The 16,088-nt window shown below is 74.9% G+C and carries 15 protein-coding genes; 9 read left to right on the top strand and 6 right to left on the bottom strand.

Annotation, left to right across the window (positions count from 1 at the left end; all coding sequences use genetic code 11):
* The first annotated feature begins 29 nt into the window (after positions 1–29).
* The 3 genes from rplM (at position 30) to glmM (ending at position 2,432) form a co-directional block, all read left to right on the top strand.
* Positions 30–473, top strand: a complete 444-nt coding sequence (gene rplM / locus ACGFI2_RS26400; protein WP_393521788.1) for a 50S ribosomal protein L13 — start codon at positions 30–32, stop codon at positions 471–473.
* Positions 474–493: 20 nt separating this feature from the next.
* Complete coding sequence (gene rpsI, locus ACGFI2_RS26395; RefSeq protein WP_393521786.1) at positions 494–958, top strand: 30S ribosomal protein S9; 465 nt, start codon at positions 494–496, stop codon at positions 956–958.
* Between the two features lie 118 nt (positions 959–1,076).
* Complete coding sequence (gene glmM / locus ACGFI2_RS26390; RefSeq protein WP_393521784.1) at positions 1,077–2,432, top strand: phosphoglucosamine mutase; 1,356 nt, start codon at positions 1,077–1,079, stop codon at positions 2,430–2,432.
* 33 nt (positions 2,433–2,465) lie between these two features.
* Here glmM and ACGFI2_RS26385 read toward each other — a convergent pair whose 3' ends face one another.
* The 3 genes from ACGFI2_RS26385 to ACGFI2_RS26375 are packed head-to-tail and all read right to left on the bottom strand — an operon-like array spanning position 2,466 to position 5,741.
* The gene (locus ACGFI2_RS26385) at positions 2,466–3,572 is read right to left on the bottom strand and encodes a threonine aldolase family protein (protein ID WP_393521782.1); all 1,107 of its coding nucleotides are present in this window, start codon (positions 3,570–3,572) and stop codon (positions 2,466–2,468) included.
* The gene (locus ACGFI2_RS26380; protein ID WP_393521780.1) at positions 3,569–4,756 is read right to left on the bottom strand and encodes a pyridoxal phosphate-dependent aminotransferase; all 1,188 of its coding nucleotides are present in this window, start codon (positions 4,754–4,756) and stop codon (positions 3,569–3,571) included. Before ACGFI2_RS26380 ends, ACGFI2_RS26385 begins: the two co-directional genes overlap by 4 nt.
* A gap of 31 nt (positions 4,757–4,787) precedes the next feature.
* Positions 4,788–5,741 carry an MmpS family transport accessory protein gene (locus tag ACGFI2_RS26375; protein ID WP_393521778.1) on the bottom strand — a complete coding sequence of 318 codons (954 nt, stop codon included), beginning with the start codon at positions 5,739–5,741 and terminating at the stop codon, positions 4,788–4,790.
* A 284-nt stretch (positions 5,742–6,025) separates the two neighbouring features.
* Here ACGFI2_RS26375 and glmS point away from each other — a divergent pair, with 284 nt between their 5' ends.
* Positions 6,026–7,939: a glutamine--fructose-6-phosphate transaminase (isomerizing) gene (gene glmS, locus ACGFI2_RS26370; RefSeq protein WP_393521776.1), complete on the top strand. Its 1,914-nt coding sequence runs from the start codon at positions 6,026–6,028 to the stop codon at positions 7,937–7,939.
* A 65-nt stretch (positions 7,940–8,004) separates the two neighbouring features.
* On the opposite strand, the gene ACGFI2_RS26365 is transcribed toward glmS, so the two are convergent.
* Positions 8,005–9,648, bottom strand: a complete 1,644-nt coding sequence (locus ACGFI2_RS26365; RefSeq protein ID WP_393521774.1) for an alpha/beta hydrolase — start codon at positions 9,646–9,648, stop codon at positions 8,005–8,007.
* On the bottom strand, positions 9,645–9,944 hold the full coding sequence (locus ACGFI2_RS26360) for a hypothetical protein (RefSeq protein ID WP_393521772.1): 300 nt from the start codon (positions 9,942–9,944) through the stop codon (positions 9,645–9,647). Before ACGFI2_RS26360 ends, ACGFI2_RS26365 begins: the two co-directional genes overlap by 4 nt.
* A gap of 210 nt (positions 9,945–10,154) precedes the next feature.
* On the opposite strand from ACGFI2_RS26360, the gene ACGFI2_RS26355 reads away from it, so the two are divergent.
* From ACGFI2_RS26355 to ung, 5 genes are all read left to right on the top strand, one after another.
* On the top strand, positions 10,155–11,624 hold the full coding sequence (locus ACGFI2_RS26355; protein WP_393521770.1) for an NAD(P)H-hydrate dehydratase: 1,470 nt from the start codon (positions 10,155–10,157) through the stop codon (positions 11,622–11,624).
* A gap of 72 nt (positions 11,625–11,696) precedes the next feature.
* Positions 11,697–12,815, top strand: coding sequence for an alanine racemase (alr, locus tag ACGFI2_RS26350; protein ID WP_393521768.1), 1,119 nt, complete (start codon positions 11,697–11,699; stop codon positions 12,813–12,815).
* A gap of 9 nt (positions 12,816–12,824) precedes the next feature.
* On the top strand, positions 12,825–13,922 hold the full coding sequence (locus tag ACGFI2_RS26345; RefSeq protein ID WP_393521766.1) for an alpha/beta fold hydrolase: 1,098 nt from the start codon (positions 12,825–12,827) through the stop codon (positions 13,920–13,922).
* Complete coding sequence (gene tsaE / locus ACGFI2_RS26340; protein WP_393521764.1) at positions 13,919–14,401, top strand: tRNA (adenosine(37)-N6)-threonylcarbamoyltransferase complex ATPase subunit type 1 TsaE; 483 nt, start codon at positions 13,919–13,921, stop codon at positions 14,399–14,401. The genes ACGFI2_RS26345 and tsaE overlap by 4 nt, the downstream gene beginning before the upstream one ends.
* 53 nt (positions 14,402–14,454) lie before the next feature.
* Positions 14,455–15,156: a uracil-DNA glycosylase gene (gene ung / locus ACGFI2_RS26335; protein WP_393521762.1), complete on the top strand. Its 702-nt coding sequence runs from the start codon at positions 14,455–14,457 to the stop codon at positions 15,154–15,156.
* Here the strand turns inward: ung and ACGFI2_RS26330 are convergent.
* On the bottom strand, positions 15,145–15,951 hold the full coding sequence (locus tag ACGFI2_RS26330; protein WP_393521760.1) for a helix-turn-helix domain-containing protein: 807 nt from the start codon (positions 15,949–15,951) through the stop codon (positions 15,145–15,147). The two genes, ung and ACGFI2_RS26330, sit on opposite strands and share 12 nt — an antisense overlap.
* Between the last annotated feature and the right edge of the window lie 137 nt (positions 15,952–16,088).

Genomic DNA, 16,088 nt, shown 5'->3' with positions numbered 1-16,088 from the left:
CCAGACCGACGACGAGACAAGGTAGACCTGTGCGTACGTACAGCCCGAAGCCGGGTGAGATCGAGCGTCAGTGGCACGTCATCGACGCCTCTGACGTCGTGCTGGGCCGCCTCGCGACCCACGCCGCCACGCTGCTGCGTGGCAAGCACAAGCCGACTTTCGCGCCGCACGTCGACACGGGCGACTTCGTCGTCATCGTGAACGCGGGCAAGGTCGCGCTGACCGGCAACAAGCGCCAGACCAAGGTCGCCTACCGCCACTCCGGCTACCCGGGTGGCCTGAAGCGGGTCGGCTACGACGAGCTGCTCACCAAGCGGCCCGAGCGGGCCGTCGAGCTGGCCGTGAAGGGCATGCTCCCGCACAACAAGCTGGGCCGTCAGCTGATCAAGAAGCTGAAGGTCTACGCCGGTGCCGAGCACCCGCACGGCGCGCAGCAGCCGGCGCCGTTCGAGATCAAGCAGATCGCGCAGTGAGCGCGGGCGAAGGAAGCAGCATGACCGACATCACCGAGACCGAGGTCGCCCCCGAGGCCACCGAGGCGCCGGCGCCAGTCGCGCGCGCGCCCCGCGGTGACCGCCCGATCCAGACCGTTGGCCGGCGCAAGGAAGCCATCGTCCGGGTCCGGATCGTCCCGGGCACCGGCAAGATCACCTGCAACGGCCAGGACCTCGAGGCGTACTTCCCGAGCAAGGTGCACCAGCAGCTCATCAAGGACCCGCTGGTCACCGCCGAGAAGCTCGAGCAGTTCGACGTGATCGCCAACCTGCGTGGCGGTGGCACCACCGGCCAGGCCGGTGCGCTCCGGCTGGGCATCGCCCGCGCGTTGATCGTCAACGAGCCCGACGACCGCCCGGCCCTGAAGAAGGCCGGCTTCCTGACCCGTGACGCCCGGGTCAAGGAGAGCAAGAAGTACGGTCTCAAGAAGGCCCGTAAGGCTCCCCAGTACTCGAAGCGCTGATCTCCTACAGCGTCTTGTACTTCTGACGGACGGCCGGGTCCGCCTCCCTTCCCGGGGGGCGGCCCGGCCGTTCCGCGTTTCTCTCTCCTCAACGGCAGTTCCACGGAGGTTGGCGGGTATGGGCCGGTTGTTCGGCACGGACGGCGTACGCGGGCGGGCGAACGCGGATCTCACCCCCGAGTTGGCGCTCGCGGTCGCGGTGGCCGCGGCACACAAACTGGCCGAGACGGACCGGAGCCATCCGCCGCTCGCGGTGGTGGGCCGGGACACCCGGGCCAGCGGCGAGATGCTGGAGGCGGCCGTCGTCGCCGGCCTGACCAGCGCCGGCGCCAACGTGGTCCGGGTCGGCGTGCTGCCCACCCCGGCGGTGGCGTTCCTCACCGCCGAGATCAAGGCCGACCTCGGCGTCATGCTCTCCGCCTCGCACAACCCGATGCCGGACAACGGCATCAAGCTCTTCGCCGCCGGCGGGCACAAGCTGCCCGACGAGATCGAGATGCGGATCGAGGCGGCCGTCGAGGCGAACGCCACCACCGCCTGGGAACGCCCGATCGGCGCCGGCGTGGGCCGGGTGAACGACCTGCTCGACGGCGCCGACCACTACGTCCAGCACCTGGTCGGCACCGTGCCGCACCCCCTCGACGGGATCAAGGTCGTGGTCGACTGCGCCAACGGCGCGGCCGCCGACGTCGCCCCGGTGGCCTACCGGGAGGCCGGCGCCGAGGTGATCGCCATCCACGCCGAGCCGGACGGGCTCAACATCAACGACGAGTGCGGCTCCAACCACATCGAGGCGCTGCGCGCCGCCGTGGTCGAGCACGGCGCGCACCTCGGCCTCGCGCACGACGGCGACGCCGACCGGTGCGTCGCGGTCACCGCCGACGGCGAGGAGGTCGACGGCGACCAGGTCATGGCGATCCTCGCCCTGGCCATGCGCGACGCGGGCGAGCTGACCCAGGACACCCTGGTCGCCACCGTGATGAGCAACCTCGGCCTGCGGCTGGCCATGTCCGCGCACGGCATCCGGCTGGTCGAGACCAAGGTCGGCGACCGGTACGTGCTGGAGGAGCTGCGCGCCTCCGGCCTGGCCCTGGGCGGCGAGCAGAGCGGCCACATCGTGCTGCCCGCGTACGCCACCACCGGCGACGGCGTGCTCACCGGCCTGCACCTGATGGCCCGGATGGCCGCCACCGGCACCTCCCTGGCCGAGCTGGCCGCCGTGGTCACCAAGCTGCCCCAGGTGCTGATCAACGTGCCGGTCGGCGACCGTACCGTCGGCGCCGCCGCGCCGGCCGTCCGCGCCGAGGTCGAGCGGGCCGAGGCCGAGCTGGGCGAGACCGGCCGGGTGCTGCTCCGCCCGTCCGGCACCGAGCCGCTGGTGCGGGTCATGGTCGAGGCGGCCACCGAGGCCACCGCGCGCGAGGTCGCCGAGCGCATCGCCGGGCACGTCCGGACCGCCAGCCCGGTCGCCTGACCGACCCGGCCGTCCGCTCCTGCGACCCGCCGGTCAGTTCGTCCGGAGGCGGCGCAGGAAGCGGGCGGCCAGCTCGCGTACGCCGTCGGCGTCCAGCTCCAGGGCCGGCCCGGCGATCGTCACCTCGGCCAGCGCCAGCCCCGGCACCTCGCTGTCCCGCCAGCCGCCGACGAACCAGGCCCGCTCCTCCTCGGCGAGCGCGACGTTCGCCGAGTCGAGCACCGCCGCCGGGTACGGCAGCCAGAACCGGAACTGATGGGTGTGCGGCGGCGTCGGGTGGACCCGGGCGCCGGGCAGGCCGGCCAGCGCCTCGGCCACCACCTTCGCGTGCCCCACGTAGCCGCCGAGCCGGGGCAGCTCCCGCTCCAGCCCGGCCAGCGCGGCGAGCGCCACCGGCCACTGCTGGAACAGCGTGCCGCCGTACCGGTGCCGCCAGGCGCGGGCGTACCGGACCAGCTGCGCGTCGCCGGCCAGCACCGCGCCGGAGTGGCCGCCCAGGGACTTGTAGAGCGAGACGTACGTGCTGTCGGCCAACGCCGCGATCTCGGCCGTCGAGTAGCCGAGGTGGACTGTCGACTCCCAGAGCCGGGCGCCGTCGAAGTGCACCCGGGCGCCCCGGGCCCGCGCCGCCGCGACGACCGCGACCAGCTCGTCCCAGGTCGGCAACACGAAGCCGGCGTCGCGCAGCGGCAACTCCAGGCAGAGCGTGCCGATCGGCTCGTCGAGCGCGGCCACCTCGCCGGCCGTCGGATTGCGCGGCGCGGTCGTGGTGCGCACCGCCCGCACGCCGGCGAGCAGCGCGTACGCGTCACGTTCGTGCAGCAGCGGGTGGCTGAGCGGGTGCAGGCCGACGCCGGGTCGGCCGGTCAGCTCCGCGCCGTAGCGCACGGCGACCTGCTGGGCCATGGTGCCGGACGGGAACAGCGCGGCCGACTCCGCGCCGAGCAGCTCGGCGACCCGCGCCTCCAGCTCCGCCACCGCGCCGCCCTCGCCGTAGAAGTCGGGCAGGTCGTCGCCGGCCATCGCGTCGAGCGCGGCCAGCTGCTCCCGCGCCGTGGCCGGGCGTACGCCGGAGAGCATCGTGTCGCAGCCGCGCTGGGCGGCGAGCCGGCGCAGCCGCTCGGCGTACCCGTCGCTCATCCTTCCTCCCGGAGCCGGCCCAGCCGGGTCACCGCCTCGGCGAGCACCTCCGGCCGCTTGCAGAACGCGAACCGGACCAACCGGCGGCCCGCCGCCACGTCGTCGTAGAAGACCTGCGTGGGCACCGCCACCACCCCGCACCGCTCCGGCAGGGCCCGGCAGAACTCCACCCCGTCCCGGCCGCCGAGCGGGGCGACGTCGGCGGTGACGAAGTAGGTCCCCTCCGGCGCGAGCACGCCGAACCCGGCGTCGGCGAGCCCGGCCACCAGCCGGTCCCGCCGGCGTTGCAGGTCGTCCCGGAAATCGGCGAAGTACGCGTCCGGCAGCCCGAGCGCCACCGCCACCGCCGGTTGCAGCGGACCCGCGTTGACGAACGTGAGGAACTGCTTCACCCGCAGCACCGCGGCGACCAGCGAGGCCGGGCCGCTCACCCAGCCGACCTTCCAGCCGGTGCAGGAGAACGTCTTGCCGGCCGAGGAGACGCGCAGGGTCCGCTCCCGCATGCCGGGCAGGGTGGCCAGCGGCACGTGCGGCGCGGCGGCGTCGGTGAAGACGAGGTGCTCGTAGACCTCGTCGGTGACCGCGTACGTGCCGTGCTCCTCGCACAGCTCGCCGACCAGCGCCAACTCGTCGGCGGTGAAGACCTTCCCGGTCGGGTTGTGCGGCGAGTTCAGCAGCACCAGCCGGGTCCGCGGACCGAACGCCGCGCGCAGCTCGGCCGGGTCGAAGGCGTACCGGCCGTCGCCGCCCGGGCGCAGCGTCACCGGGCGGCGCACCGCGCCGGCCAACGCGATCGAGGCGGCGTACGAGTCGTAGTACGGCTCGAAGCAGACCACCTCGTCGCCCGGCTCGCAGAGCGCCAGGATGCTCGCCGCGATCGCCTCGGTCGCGCCGGCGGTCACCACGATCTCGCCGTCCGGGTCGTACTCCAGATCCCAGAACCGGCGCTGGTGGGCCGCCACGGCCGCGCGCAGCGCGGGAATCCCCGGGCCCGGCGGGTACTGGTTGTGGCCGGTGCGCAGCGCCTCCGCGGCGGCGGCCAGCATCTCCGGCGGCCCGTCCGTGTCGGGGAAGCCCTGCCCCAGGTTGACCGCGCCGGTGCGCACGGCCAGCGCCGACATCTCGGCGAAGATGGTGGTGCCGAACGGCCGCATCCGGGCCACCAGCGGATCGGTCGTCGTCACGGCGGCCAGCCTACGGCCCACCTCCGGGCCCTCACCAGCCGAAGCAGGTCGCGCCGTATTCCCCCGAGTCCCGCGAGACGACCTTGCCGTCGACGGTGATCCGGCAGGTAACCGCACCGGACTCGGACGGGCTCACGATGACCTGTACCCGCTCGCGGTCGTTCGCGGTGAACCGCAGCCGCCAGGGCGCGTCCACGTCGTCGAGTTGGAGGAAGTTGGCGTCCGCGTCGTAGAACTGCAGGTAGACCTGGTCGGCCCCGGTCACCTCGTAGACGACGGTGAACCGGCCGGGGCCGCTGGAGGGGGTGGTGACCGGGGTGGACGGCGCCGGGGTCGGCTCGTCGGGCCCGTAGATGTACGGCTTGTCGTAGGGCTCGCCGGACGAGGTCGTCCCCTGGACGAAGCCGCCGAGCGCGCCCAGCCCGACGCAGCCGCAGACGGCCAGCACCACCGCGACCACGACGGCGATCACCAGCCCGAGCACCCAACGCCCGCCCGACCGGCGCGGCGTCGCGCCGGGATACGCGGGCGGAGGGTACGGCCCCGGTGGGTACGGGCCGGCCGGGTACGCCCCCGACGGGTACGGCCCGGCCGGGTACGCCCCCGGTGGGTACGGCCCGGCCGGGTACGCCCCCGGTGGGTACGGCCCGGTCGGGTACGGCCCGGCCTGGGGTGGCCCCGGCGGGTACGGCCCGGTCGGGTACGGCCCGGCCGGAGGTGGCCCCGGCGGGTACGGCCCGCCCGGGTGCGCGGCCGGCGGCCAGTCCGGCGCGTCGGGTGCTCCTGGACCGGCGGCCTCGCCTGTCGCGCCGGACCGGGCGGTGGCGTCCGAGGGTGACGGTGACCACGGCGCGGGCGGTGTCCACGGCTGCGGCGCGGCCAGCGGATCCGGTGGCATCCAGGCGGCGGGTTCCCCGGCGGCCGGCGCCGCGGTCGGGTCCGTCGGGCCGGGGGCCGGCTCGGGGGAGGGGGTCGTCTCGGACATCGGCTCAGCTCACAGGGGTACGGCGCGGACGACCGCGGAGGGGTGGAACGGGCCCTCAATGTAGGTCGTGGCGGCCATCCCCGCGGACCCGTCGTTCCGCCTTCCCGCCTGTCCGGGACCCGCCAAGGCCCACGGATCCGTTACGGGCGCCGGGTCGATCGTGTGCGGAAGCTGCGTGTTTTGTCCGGTGGGTGAGCTCAGCTGACCGGTTCGCTCATGGCCAGTGATCGTTGACCGGCCTTCCGCGCACGCGCGGTGAGCGAAACTGGGTTAGGCTGCGGACCATGTGTGGAATCGTGGGTTACGCCGGTGCGCGCCCGGCGCTCGGCATCGTGCTCGACGGACTTCGGCGGCTGGAATACCGCGGCTACGACTCGGCCGGCGTCGCCGTCGTCTGCGACGACGAACTGCTGACCGAGAAGAAGGCCGGCAAGCTGGCCAACCTGGAGAAGGTGCTCTCCGAGCGGGCCGCCGACAACCCCGAGGACTGCGCCGCCAGCCCGATCGGCATCGGCGACGGCACCACCGGCATCGGCCACACCCGGTGGGCCACGCACGGCGGGCCGACCGACCGCAACGCCCACCCGCACCTCTCCCCGGACGGCCGCGTCGCGGTGATCCACAACGGCATCATCGAGAACTTCGCGAAGCTGCGCACCGAGCTGGAGAACGAGGGCGTCGAGTTCACCAGCGACACCGACACCGAGTGCGCCGCGCACCTGATCGCCCGCGCGCTGGCCGACCTGCGGTCCGCCGGTGAGGCCGACGGCCCGCAGTTGCTCGCCTCGGCCATGCGGGTCGTCTGCGAGCGGCTCGAAGGGGCGTTCACGCTGCTCGCCGTGGACGCCGCCATCCCCGGCGCGGTGGTCGGCGCGCGGCGCAACTCGCCGCTGGTGGTGGGCCGGGGCGACGGCGAGAACTACCTCGCCAGCGACGTGGCCGCGTTCATCGAGCACACCCGGGACGCGGTCGAGCTGGGGCAGGACCAGATCGTCCTGATCACCGGCGACAGCATCGAGATCACCGACTTCGCCGGCCAGCCCGCGACCGGCAAGGACTTCCACATCGACTGGGACTCGTCCGCCGCCGAGAAGGGTGGCTACGACTGGTTCATGCTCAAGGAGATCGAGGAGCAGCCCCAGGCCATCGCCGACACGCTGCTCGGCCGGCTCACCGAGAGCGGCGAGATCGCGCTCGACGAGGTCCGTCTGAGCGAGCAGGACCTGCGCGACGTCGACAAGATCTTCATCGTCGCCTGCGGCACCTCCTACCACGCCGGCCTGGTCGCCAAGTACGCCATCGAGCACTGGACCCGGATCCCCTGCGAGGTGGAGCTGGCCAGCGAGTTCCGCTACCGCGACCCGGTGCTGGACCGGTCCACGCTGATCGTGGTGATCTCGCAGTCCGGCGAGACGATGGACACGCTGATGGCGCTGCGCCACGCCAAGGAGCAGAAGGCCCGCGTGCTCGCCATCTGCAACACCAACGGCTCCACCATCCCGCGCGAGTCCGACGCGGTGCTCTACACCCACGGCGGCCCGGAGATCGCGGTCGCCTCCACCAAGGCGTTCCTCACCCAGGTCGTCGCCTGTTATCTGATCGGGCTGCACCTGGCCCAGGTGCGGGGCATCAAGTTCGCCGACGAGGTGGGCGCGGTGGTGTCCCAGCTCCAGGAGATGCCCGGCAAGCTGCGCGAGCTGCTGGACCGGATCGAGCCGGTCCGCGAGCTCGGCCGCGAGCTGAAGTCCGAGCCGACCGTGCTGTTCATCGGCCGGCACGTGGGCTACCCGGTCGCCCTGGAGGGCGCGCTGAAGCTCAAGGAGCTGGCGTACATGCACGCCGAGGGCTTCGCCGCCGGTGAGCTGAAGCACGGCCCGATCTCGCTGATCGACAAGGGCACCCCGGTGATCTGCATCGTGCCGTCGCCGGTCGGCCGGGGCATGCTGCACGACAAGGTCGTCTCCAACATCCAGGAGGTGCGCGCCCGGGGCGCCCGCACCATCGTGATCGCGGAGGAGGGCGACCAGGCCGTGGTCCGCTACGCCGACCACCTGATCTACGTGCCGCGTACGCCGACGCTGCTGGCGCCGCTGGTGACCACCGTGCCGCTGCAGGTGCTCGCCGCCGAGATCGCCGCGGCCCGGGGACACGACGTCGACCAACCGCGGAACCTCGCCAAGTCGGTCACGGTCGAGTAGCTCGGCTCGACGCCCCGGCCCTCTCCGCCCACCACGCGGCGGGGGCCGGGCCGTTTCCCGGCGGCTCACCGGCCCAGCACGATCCGGGCCATCCCGTCGAGCGCCGGATTGTCGGCGTCCCAGTAACCGGTGTGACCGTGCCGGGCGCTCGGGAAGCGCCGGCCGCCGAAGCCGGGCGCGCTCGGGTCGGCGCCGTACCAGAGTCGGTCGGCGTGCGGGTCGAGCACGGCCAGCGCCGGGCCGAGCGGCGTGCCGGCCAGCACGGCGCGGCGGGCCAGCTCGTCCGGTTGGCGGGCCAGCCGGATCACGTCGTCGGGCGCGGTGGACGCCCAGACCTGCCCGGCCGGCATCCGCAGCTCGGTTGCGTGGTCGACGCCGACCCCGGGTGAGCCGACGAAGACCAGCGCGTCGGCGCCCAACCCGTGGTCGCGGGCGGTGGCGCCCACCACCAGCGAGCCGTAGCTGTGCCCGAGCACCGTCTGCCGGGCCGGCGGCCCCTCGTGCGTCGCCCGCAGCCCCTCCTGGAACCGGTGCAGGGCCGGGCCGGCGTCCTCGGCCTGCCGGGCGCCGGCCGCCTCGGGAAGGAAGTCCGGCGCGTCGTAGTCGAGCCAGAGCACCGCCGCCGTCTCCTCGCCCGGCCCGATGGCCGCGCACCGCTCCAGCACCCGGGCGGCCCGGCCCAGTTCGGCGGGTGCGTCGGCGAGATCGGCGGTCATGCCGGGGACGTAGGTCAGCACCGCGCCGGCCCGGTCCGGGTTGCCCAACGCCACCACCGCCCGCCCGTCCCCGGCCGGGTCGAACCCCAGCAGGTACGCCCGCGGCGCGCCCGGCGTGGCCAGCCGCTCGCCCAGCCCGTTCAGGCCGCGCAGCGCCGCCTCCACCCCGGCCAGCCGGGCGCGCCGGGTCACCTCGAGCGGGCCGGCCGGCAGCGGGCACAGCAGCGCGCGGCGACGGGCGAGCAGCTCCGCCCGCCGGTCGGTGAGCAGCAGCCGGTTGGCCTGGTCGCGGGCACCCGCGGGCACCCCGTCGAGCCGGCCGACGCGGCCCGGCTCGCGCCCGACCAGCCAGCGCCGCTCGGCCGGGCTCAGGCCGGCCCACCAGCGGCTCACCTCGGCCGGCCCGGCCCCGGGCCCCGGCCGCCCGGCGGGCGGAACGCTGACCCAGCCGCTCAGCGCCGCCGTGGCGAGCTCGCCCAGCCGGCCGGCCGCCTCGCGGTCCGCCGCGCCGGCCAGCGCCAGCGCGCCGCGGATCCCGGCCTGTGCCCGGACCACCGCCGGGCCGGCCCGGTCGGGAGGTCGGGCCGGGTCGGTCCGCACCGCGCCGGTCCGGTCCACCGTCAGGCCGCCGGTCTCGGCCCGGGCCACCTCGGCGCCGAGTCGGGCCTTCGCCGCGCCCACCCGGGCGGCGAACTCGGCGAGGGCCTGATCGACCTCGAACAGGACGGGCAACACGTCGGTGAGCGTGGTGCGCAGCTCGCCGATCCGCCGCTGCGCGGCCGCCGAGGCGGCGCCGGACCAGCCCGGCCGGAGGGCGTCGGCGTGCGCGGCCAGACCGTCGGCCCGCCGGCGCACCGGGTCGGCGAGCCCGCGCCAGGCCGCACCGGCGGCGAGCCAGGCACCCGGATCGGCCCGCCAGAGCTGCGCGTAGCCGACCGGGCCGGGGTCGACGCGTACCGGGCGCGGGCCGACGCGCACGCCGGCGCCGCTCATCTCGTGGTCCCGGCGAGGCGGCGGGCGGCCCGCTCGTCCACCGCCTCGTATCCGTCCGCGCCGCCGCGCAGCGCCCCGGCGGTGGCCGCCACCCGGGCCGCGAGCGTGCCGGACCAGCGGCGCACCGCGGCCTCCAGCTCGTCCAGCGCCGCACCGGCCCGCCACCCGTCCGGCGGCGGCGCCACCGGGCCCGGGGCCCCACCCGGCCCGTGGGCCAGCCGGTACGCGTCGTCGGCCAGCCCCCGGGCCACCGCGCGCAGCAGCTCCGGATCGACGACGAACGGCTCTTCGACCACGACGACCTCCCCACCCCGCCGGCCCCACCGGCCGGTCCCGGACAGCGGGGACGCTAGGGGCGGCGGAACCGCCCGCGCCGACCCTGTGGACAACGTCTCCGGGTTTTCCACAGGCACCTTCGGCGGCCGGCCCGGGACCCCGGACCGCCGGTAGGGTGAGGCCGTGATCGTGGCCGATCCGGCCGGCGGGATCGAACGGGACGGGATGGCATGAGACCGGTGTGGCGGGTCGCGGACGTTCGCGCGGCGGAGGCGGGGCTGATGGCCACCCTGCCGTCCGGGTCGTTGATGCAACGGGCCGCGGCCGGGCTGGCCCGCCGCTGCGCGTTGGTGCTGGCCGATCGGGGCGGGGTCTACGGCGCCCGCGTGCTGGTGCTGGTCGGTTCCGGTGACAACGGCGGCGACGCCCTCTACGCGGGCGCTCGCCTGGCCGGTCGGGGCGCGGCGGTCGACGCCCTGCTGCTCACCCCCGGGCGGGCGCACGCCGAGGGCCTGGCCGCGCTGCGTGCCGCCGGTGGGCGGGTGGTCGACCGGCCGGCCGGCGTGGTCGACCTGGTGCTCGACGGCATCGTGGGCATCGGCGGCGCCGGCGGCCTGCGGGAGACCGCCGACCAGCTCGCCGCGAGCCTGACCGAGCGCCTCGGTCGGGACGGCGCCCGGGCCACGGTGGTCGCGGTGGACGTGCCGAGCGGCGTCGCGGTGGACACCGGCCACGTCCCGCTGACCGCCGCCGGGCGGCCCTGCGCGGTCCGGGCCGACGTGACCGTGGCCTTCGGCGCGCTCAAGCCGGCCCTGGTGGTCGGTCCGGCCGCCGCGCTGGCCGGGCAGGTCGACCTGGTCGACATCGGGCTGACGCTGTGGTTGCGCGGTGCGCCTGCGCTGCGGGTGACCGAGTGGTCCGACGTGGTCGACTGGTGGCCGGCGCTCGGTCCCTCGTCGGAGAAATACTCCCGGGGCGTGGTCGGGGTGGCGACCGGTTCCGCCACCTACCCGGGCGCCGCGGTGCTCTCGGTCGGTGGCGCGTTGGCCGGTCCCACCGGCCTGGTCCGCTACGCCGGCGGCGCCCGGGTCGAGGTGGTGCACCAGCATCCGTCGGTGATCGCCACCGGGCGGGTCGCGGACGCCGGCCGGGTGCAGGCCTGGGTCTGCGGTTCGGGGCTCGGCACCGGCGAGGAGTCCGCCGCCGAGCTGCGCGCGGTGCTGGCCGCGCCGGTGCCGGTGGTGCTGGACGCCGACGCGCTGACACTGCTGGTCGACGGCAAGCTCGCCGACCGGCTGCGCGGGCGGGACGCCCCGATCGTGGTGACCCCGCACGACCGGGAGTTCGCCCGGCTCTGTGGCGAGATGCCGGGCGAGGACCGGGTCGCCGCGGCGTTGCGGCTGGCCGCCTGGATGAACGCGGTGGTGCTGCTCAAGGGCGACCGGACGATCGTCGGCACGCCCGACGGGCGGGCGTACGTCAACCCGACCGGCACCCCCGCGCTGGCCACCGGTGGCACCGGAGACGTGCTGGCCGGGCTGCTCGGCTCGCTGCTCGCCGCCGGGCTGGCCCCCGAGCGGGCCGCCGCCGCGGCGGCGTACCTGCACGGGCTGGCCGGGCGGGAGGCGGCGCGCGGCGGGCCGGTGACCGCGCCCGACGTGGCCGCCGCGCTGCGTCCGGTGCTGGCCCGTCTGGGCTGATCCGGGGCCGGCCGGGGCACCGGCCGAGCGGCTCACGGCCACGATGATCACCGGCGGAAGTAGGCTGGGGGAATGTGGCAGTCGGAGGTGCGCGTCGATCTCGACGCGATCCGGGAGAACGTGGGCCGGCTCAAGGCCGGCACCAGCGCCGAGCTGATGGCGGTGGTGAAGGGCGACGGTTACGGGCACGGCATGCTGCCGGCGGCCCGGGCGGCGCTCGACGCCGGGGCGGACCAGCTCGGTGTCTGCACCCTCGACGAGGCGCTCCGGCTGCGGCAGGAGGGGATCACCGCGCCGGTGCTGGCCTGGCTGCTCGATCCGGGCCTGCCGTTGCACGACGGGATCACGGTCGGGGTCGACCTCGGTTGCGCCAGCCTCACCCAGCTCGACGAGATGATCGAGGCGAGCCGCCGGGCGGGCCACCCGGCCCGGCTGCACCTCAAGATCGACACCGGGCTCTCCCGGGGCGGCGCCACGGTCGCCGACTGGCCGGAGCTGCTGGCGGCCGCCGCGAAGGCCCAGGCCGACGGCCTGGTCGAGGTGGTCGGCGTCTGGAGCCACTTCGTGTACGCGGACTCGCCCGGCCACCCCACGACGGACCGTCAGCTCGCGGTCTTCCACGAAGGGCTGGAGATGGTGACGCGGGCCGGCCTGCGGCCCCGTTACCGGCACCTGGCCAACTCGGCGGCCACGCTGACCCGGCCGGACACCCACTTCGACCTGGTCCGTCCCGGCATCGCCGTCTACGGCCTCTCGCCGATCGCGGGCGAGCGGTTCGGGCTGCGCCCGGCGATGACCGCCCGGGCCCGGGTGATGCTGACCAAGCGGGTCCCGGCCGGCACCGGCGTCTCCTACGGCCACACCTACCTCACCGACAACGAGAGCAACCTGGCGGTGGTGCCGCTCGGCTACGCCGACGGGGTGCCCCGGCACGCGTCGAACACCGGGCCGGTGCTGATCGGCGGCGAGCGGCGGACCATCTCCGGCCGGGTCTGCATGGATCAGTTCGTGGTCGACTGCGGCGACGACGAGGTGGCCGCCGGCGACGTGGTGACGCTGTTCGGCAGCGGCGCGGACGGCGAGCCCACCGCCGACGACTGGGCCGAGGCGGTCGGCACCATCAACTACGAGATCGTCACCCGGTTCGGCGGGGTGCGGGTGCCCCGCGTCTACGACGGCGAGAAGAGCTGAGGTGACACCATGAGTCAGCGTCTCCGGGTGCCGCGTCCGCGCGGTGCCGCCGGCAAGGTCGCCGGGCTGGTCGGCGCCGCGGTCGGGGTGGCCGCCGCCGGGCTCGCGGCGGGCGTGGTCAGCGAGCGGGTGCTGGTCCGCCGGCTCAAGAACGACCCCGCCGACCGGTACGCCCGCGAGGTCTTCGGTCAGCAGCGTCATGACGAGGCGTACCGGCTGGAGATGCCGGACGGCACCGACATCCACGTGGAGGTGGTCGAGCCGACCCGGCCGGTCGCCGGGCACCCGACCGTCGTGCTGGTGCACGGCTTCTGCCTGGACATGGGGACGTTCCACTTCCAGCGCCGGATGCTCGCCGAGCGGGGCGACTACCGGGTGGTCGCGTACGACCAGCCGGGGCACGGCCGGTCCGGACGGCTGGAGACCGGCGAGTACGACCTGACCGCGCTGGGCCGCACGTTGCGCCGGGTGCTCGACGAGGTGGCCCCGGAGGGCCCGCTGGTGCTGGTCGGGCACTCGATGGGCGGCATGACGATCATGGCGCTGGCCGAGCTCTACCCCGAGCTGTTCGGCGACCGGGTGGCCGGCACCGTGCTGATGGCCACCTCGGGCGGCCTGGCGGCGGAGACGAAGCTGGTGGCTCCCGCGCTGCTCGGCCGGGTCGGCGCGCCGGTGCTCTACATGATGAGCAACGCCACCCGGTACGGCGGCACGGTGATCGACAAGGCCCGCAGGTCGACCTCGAACGTGGCCTGGCTGCTCACCCGCAAGTACGGCTTCGGCACCCCGAAGCCCAGCCCGGCGCTGGTCTCGTACGTGGAGACGATGAACTCCCGCACCTCGGCCGACACGGTCACCCGCTACCTGCGAACGCTGGCCACCCACTCGCGGTTCCCGGCGCTGGCCGCGCTGGCCGGCACGCCGGTGCTGGTGATCGTGGGGGACAAGGACATGATCACGCCGGTGACCCACTCGGAGGAGATCGTCCGGCGGCTGCCGGACGCCGAGTTCGTGAAGATCCACGACAGTGGGCACGTGGTGATGCTGGAGCACGCCGACGAGGTCAACGCGGCGCTGGAGCGGTTCCTGGAAGCGGTTTCCCGGTGACCGTGGTGGTGGAGCTGAAGACCGTCGACGACACCCACGAGTTCGGCCGGCGGCTGGCCGGTGTGCTGCGCGCCGGGGACCTGCTGCTGCTCAGCGGTCCGCTGGGGGCCGGGAAGACCGCGTTGACCCAGGGCGTCGGCGCCGGCCTCGGCGTACGCGGCGACATCACCTCGCCGACCTTCGTCATCGCCCGGGTGCACCGGCCGGACCCGGCGCGGGGCGGTCGGGTGACGCTTGTGCACGCCGACGCGTACCGCCTGGGTGAGGCCGCCGACCCCCGGGCCGAGATCGACGACCTCGACCTGGACGCCTCGGTGGACGAGGCGGTCACCGTGGTGGAGTGGGGCGAGGGGATGGTCGAGCAGTTGGTCGACGCGCACCTGCGGGTGCGCATCGACCGGCGCGAGGACGACACCCGGGTGGTCACGCTGGAACCGGTCGGCGGCGACTGGACGGCCCGGCTGGCCACCCTCGACTGAGCGCTGTCGTACCCGCTGCCTAGAGTCCCGGGGACGACTGCGAAAGGTTGCCGATGCCCGACGACGCCCCCGCCCTCGACCTGTTGGCGCTCCTGCCCGAGCCGTGGCGGGAGGCGCTCACCCCGCACCTCGACCCGGCCCGCACCGCGGCGCTGGCCGAGTTCGTCGCCCGGGAGTACGCGACCGCCACGGTCTTCCCGCCGCTGGCGGACCTGTTCTCCGCCTACCGGCTGTGCGGCCCGACCGAGACCCGGGTGCTCGTCCTCGGTCAGGACCCCTACCACAAGGCGGGGCAGGCGCACGGGTTGAGCTTCAGCGTGCGCGAGGGTGTGCCGGTGCCACCGTCGCTGCGCAACGTCTTCAAGGAGCTGGAGGCCGATCTGGGCGTGCCGAAGCCGCGCAGCGGCAATCTGGACGGCTGGGCGGCCCAGGGCGTGCTGCTGCTCAACTCGGTGCTCACGGTCCGTCAGGCCACCCCCGGCTCGCACGCCAACCGGGGCTGGGAGGAGTTCACCGACGCCACCATCCGGGCGCTCGACGCGCTCGACCAGCGGGTGGTCTTCCTGCTCTGGGGCGGCTACGCGCGCAAGAAGGCGGCGCTGGTCACCAACCCGCGGCACGTGGTGCTGGAGGCCGGGCATCCCAGCCCGATGAATCCGAAGGGCTTCCTGGGCAGCCGCCCGTTCAGCGCGGCCGACAAGGCGCTCGCCGACGCGGGTCTGCCCACCGTCGACTGGGCACGCTCAGCCGGCTGACCCGCCCGCCGCAGCCGTCGCGTCGCCGGCCCCGCCCGTCGTGTCGCCGGTGCCGCCGGTGTGGCCCGTCGTGTCGCCGGTGCCGCCGGTGCCGCCGGTGGCTGCCGACAGGCGAAGCCGGTGCCGGCGCAGCAGCTCGGCCGCGCGCCGGTCGGCCACCTCCACCTGGACCAGCGGCTCGACCGGGTAGGTCCGCTCGCCCAGCCGCACCTCGATCGGCTCGGGCAGCTCGTCGACCATCCGGGCCCACAGCTCGCCGTGGCGGGTCAGCCAGCGGTGCTCGCCCCGCTCCTCGGGCTCGTGGCGCACTCCGCCCCACTCCTCCCAGCGGGCGTTCCACCGCTGCGCGTGGGCCCGCTCCGGGAACGCGGTGAACGCGGGAGAGTCCCGCCAGCGCACCGCGACCTCGACCGCCTCCACCGGTATCGGCGCGCCCTGGAGCACGGCCGCCGTGCTGCCGGCCAGCACGTACGGCAGGTCGCCGAGCGCGTCGACCAGGCGGTCCAGTCCGAGACTCTCGAGCCGTTCGCCCAGGTCGGCCCCGGCGATCTCGTCGAGTGCCGCGTCCAGGTGGCTGTCCAGTGGTTCGACGTCGATCCGCAGCTGGCGGTCGAGCGCGGTGAGCAGGCGCTCCGCAGTGGTCAGGCTGGGCAGCCGATCACCTCGCTCGATCCGCGCGACGGCGGCCTGGCTCAGCCCGGCCCGGGCGGCCAGCGCCTGCTGGGTGAGGCCGGCCCGTTCGCGTTCGTGCCGTAGGGCATGGGCGATCTGCCGGACCAGGCGACTCTCCGTCATGTCCGCACGATGGCAGTCCACTCTCCAGCGGTATACCTCTCCGTCATAAATATGGGTCTTGTGACGTGTTTGTGGGTGGTTGGGCGCGTCGGTGATGGCGCACGCCGTTGTCCTGCCTAGGTTCTGGCTTGTCGAAG

It is taken from the genome of Micromonospora sp. NPDC049282 (assembly GCF_043197045.1).
In the GTDB taxonomy this organism is placed as follows: domain Bacteria; phylum Actinomycetota; class Actinomycetes; order Mycobacteriales; family Micromonosporaceae; genus Micromonospora.
This window is presented reverse-complemented; position numbering and strand designations above follow the sequence as displayed.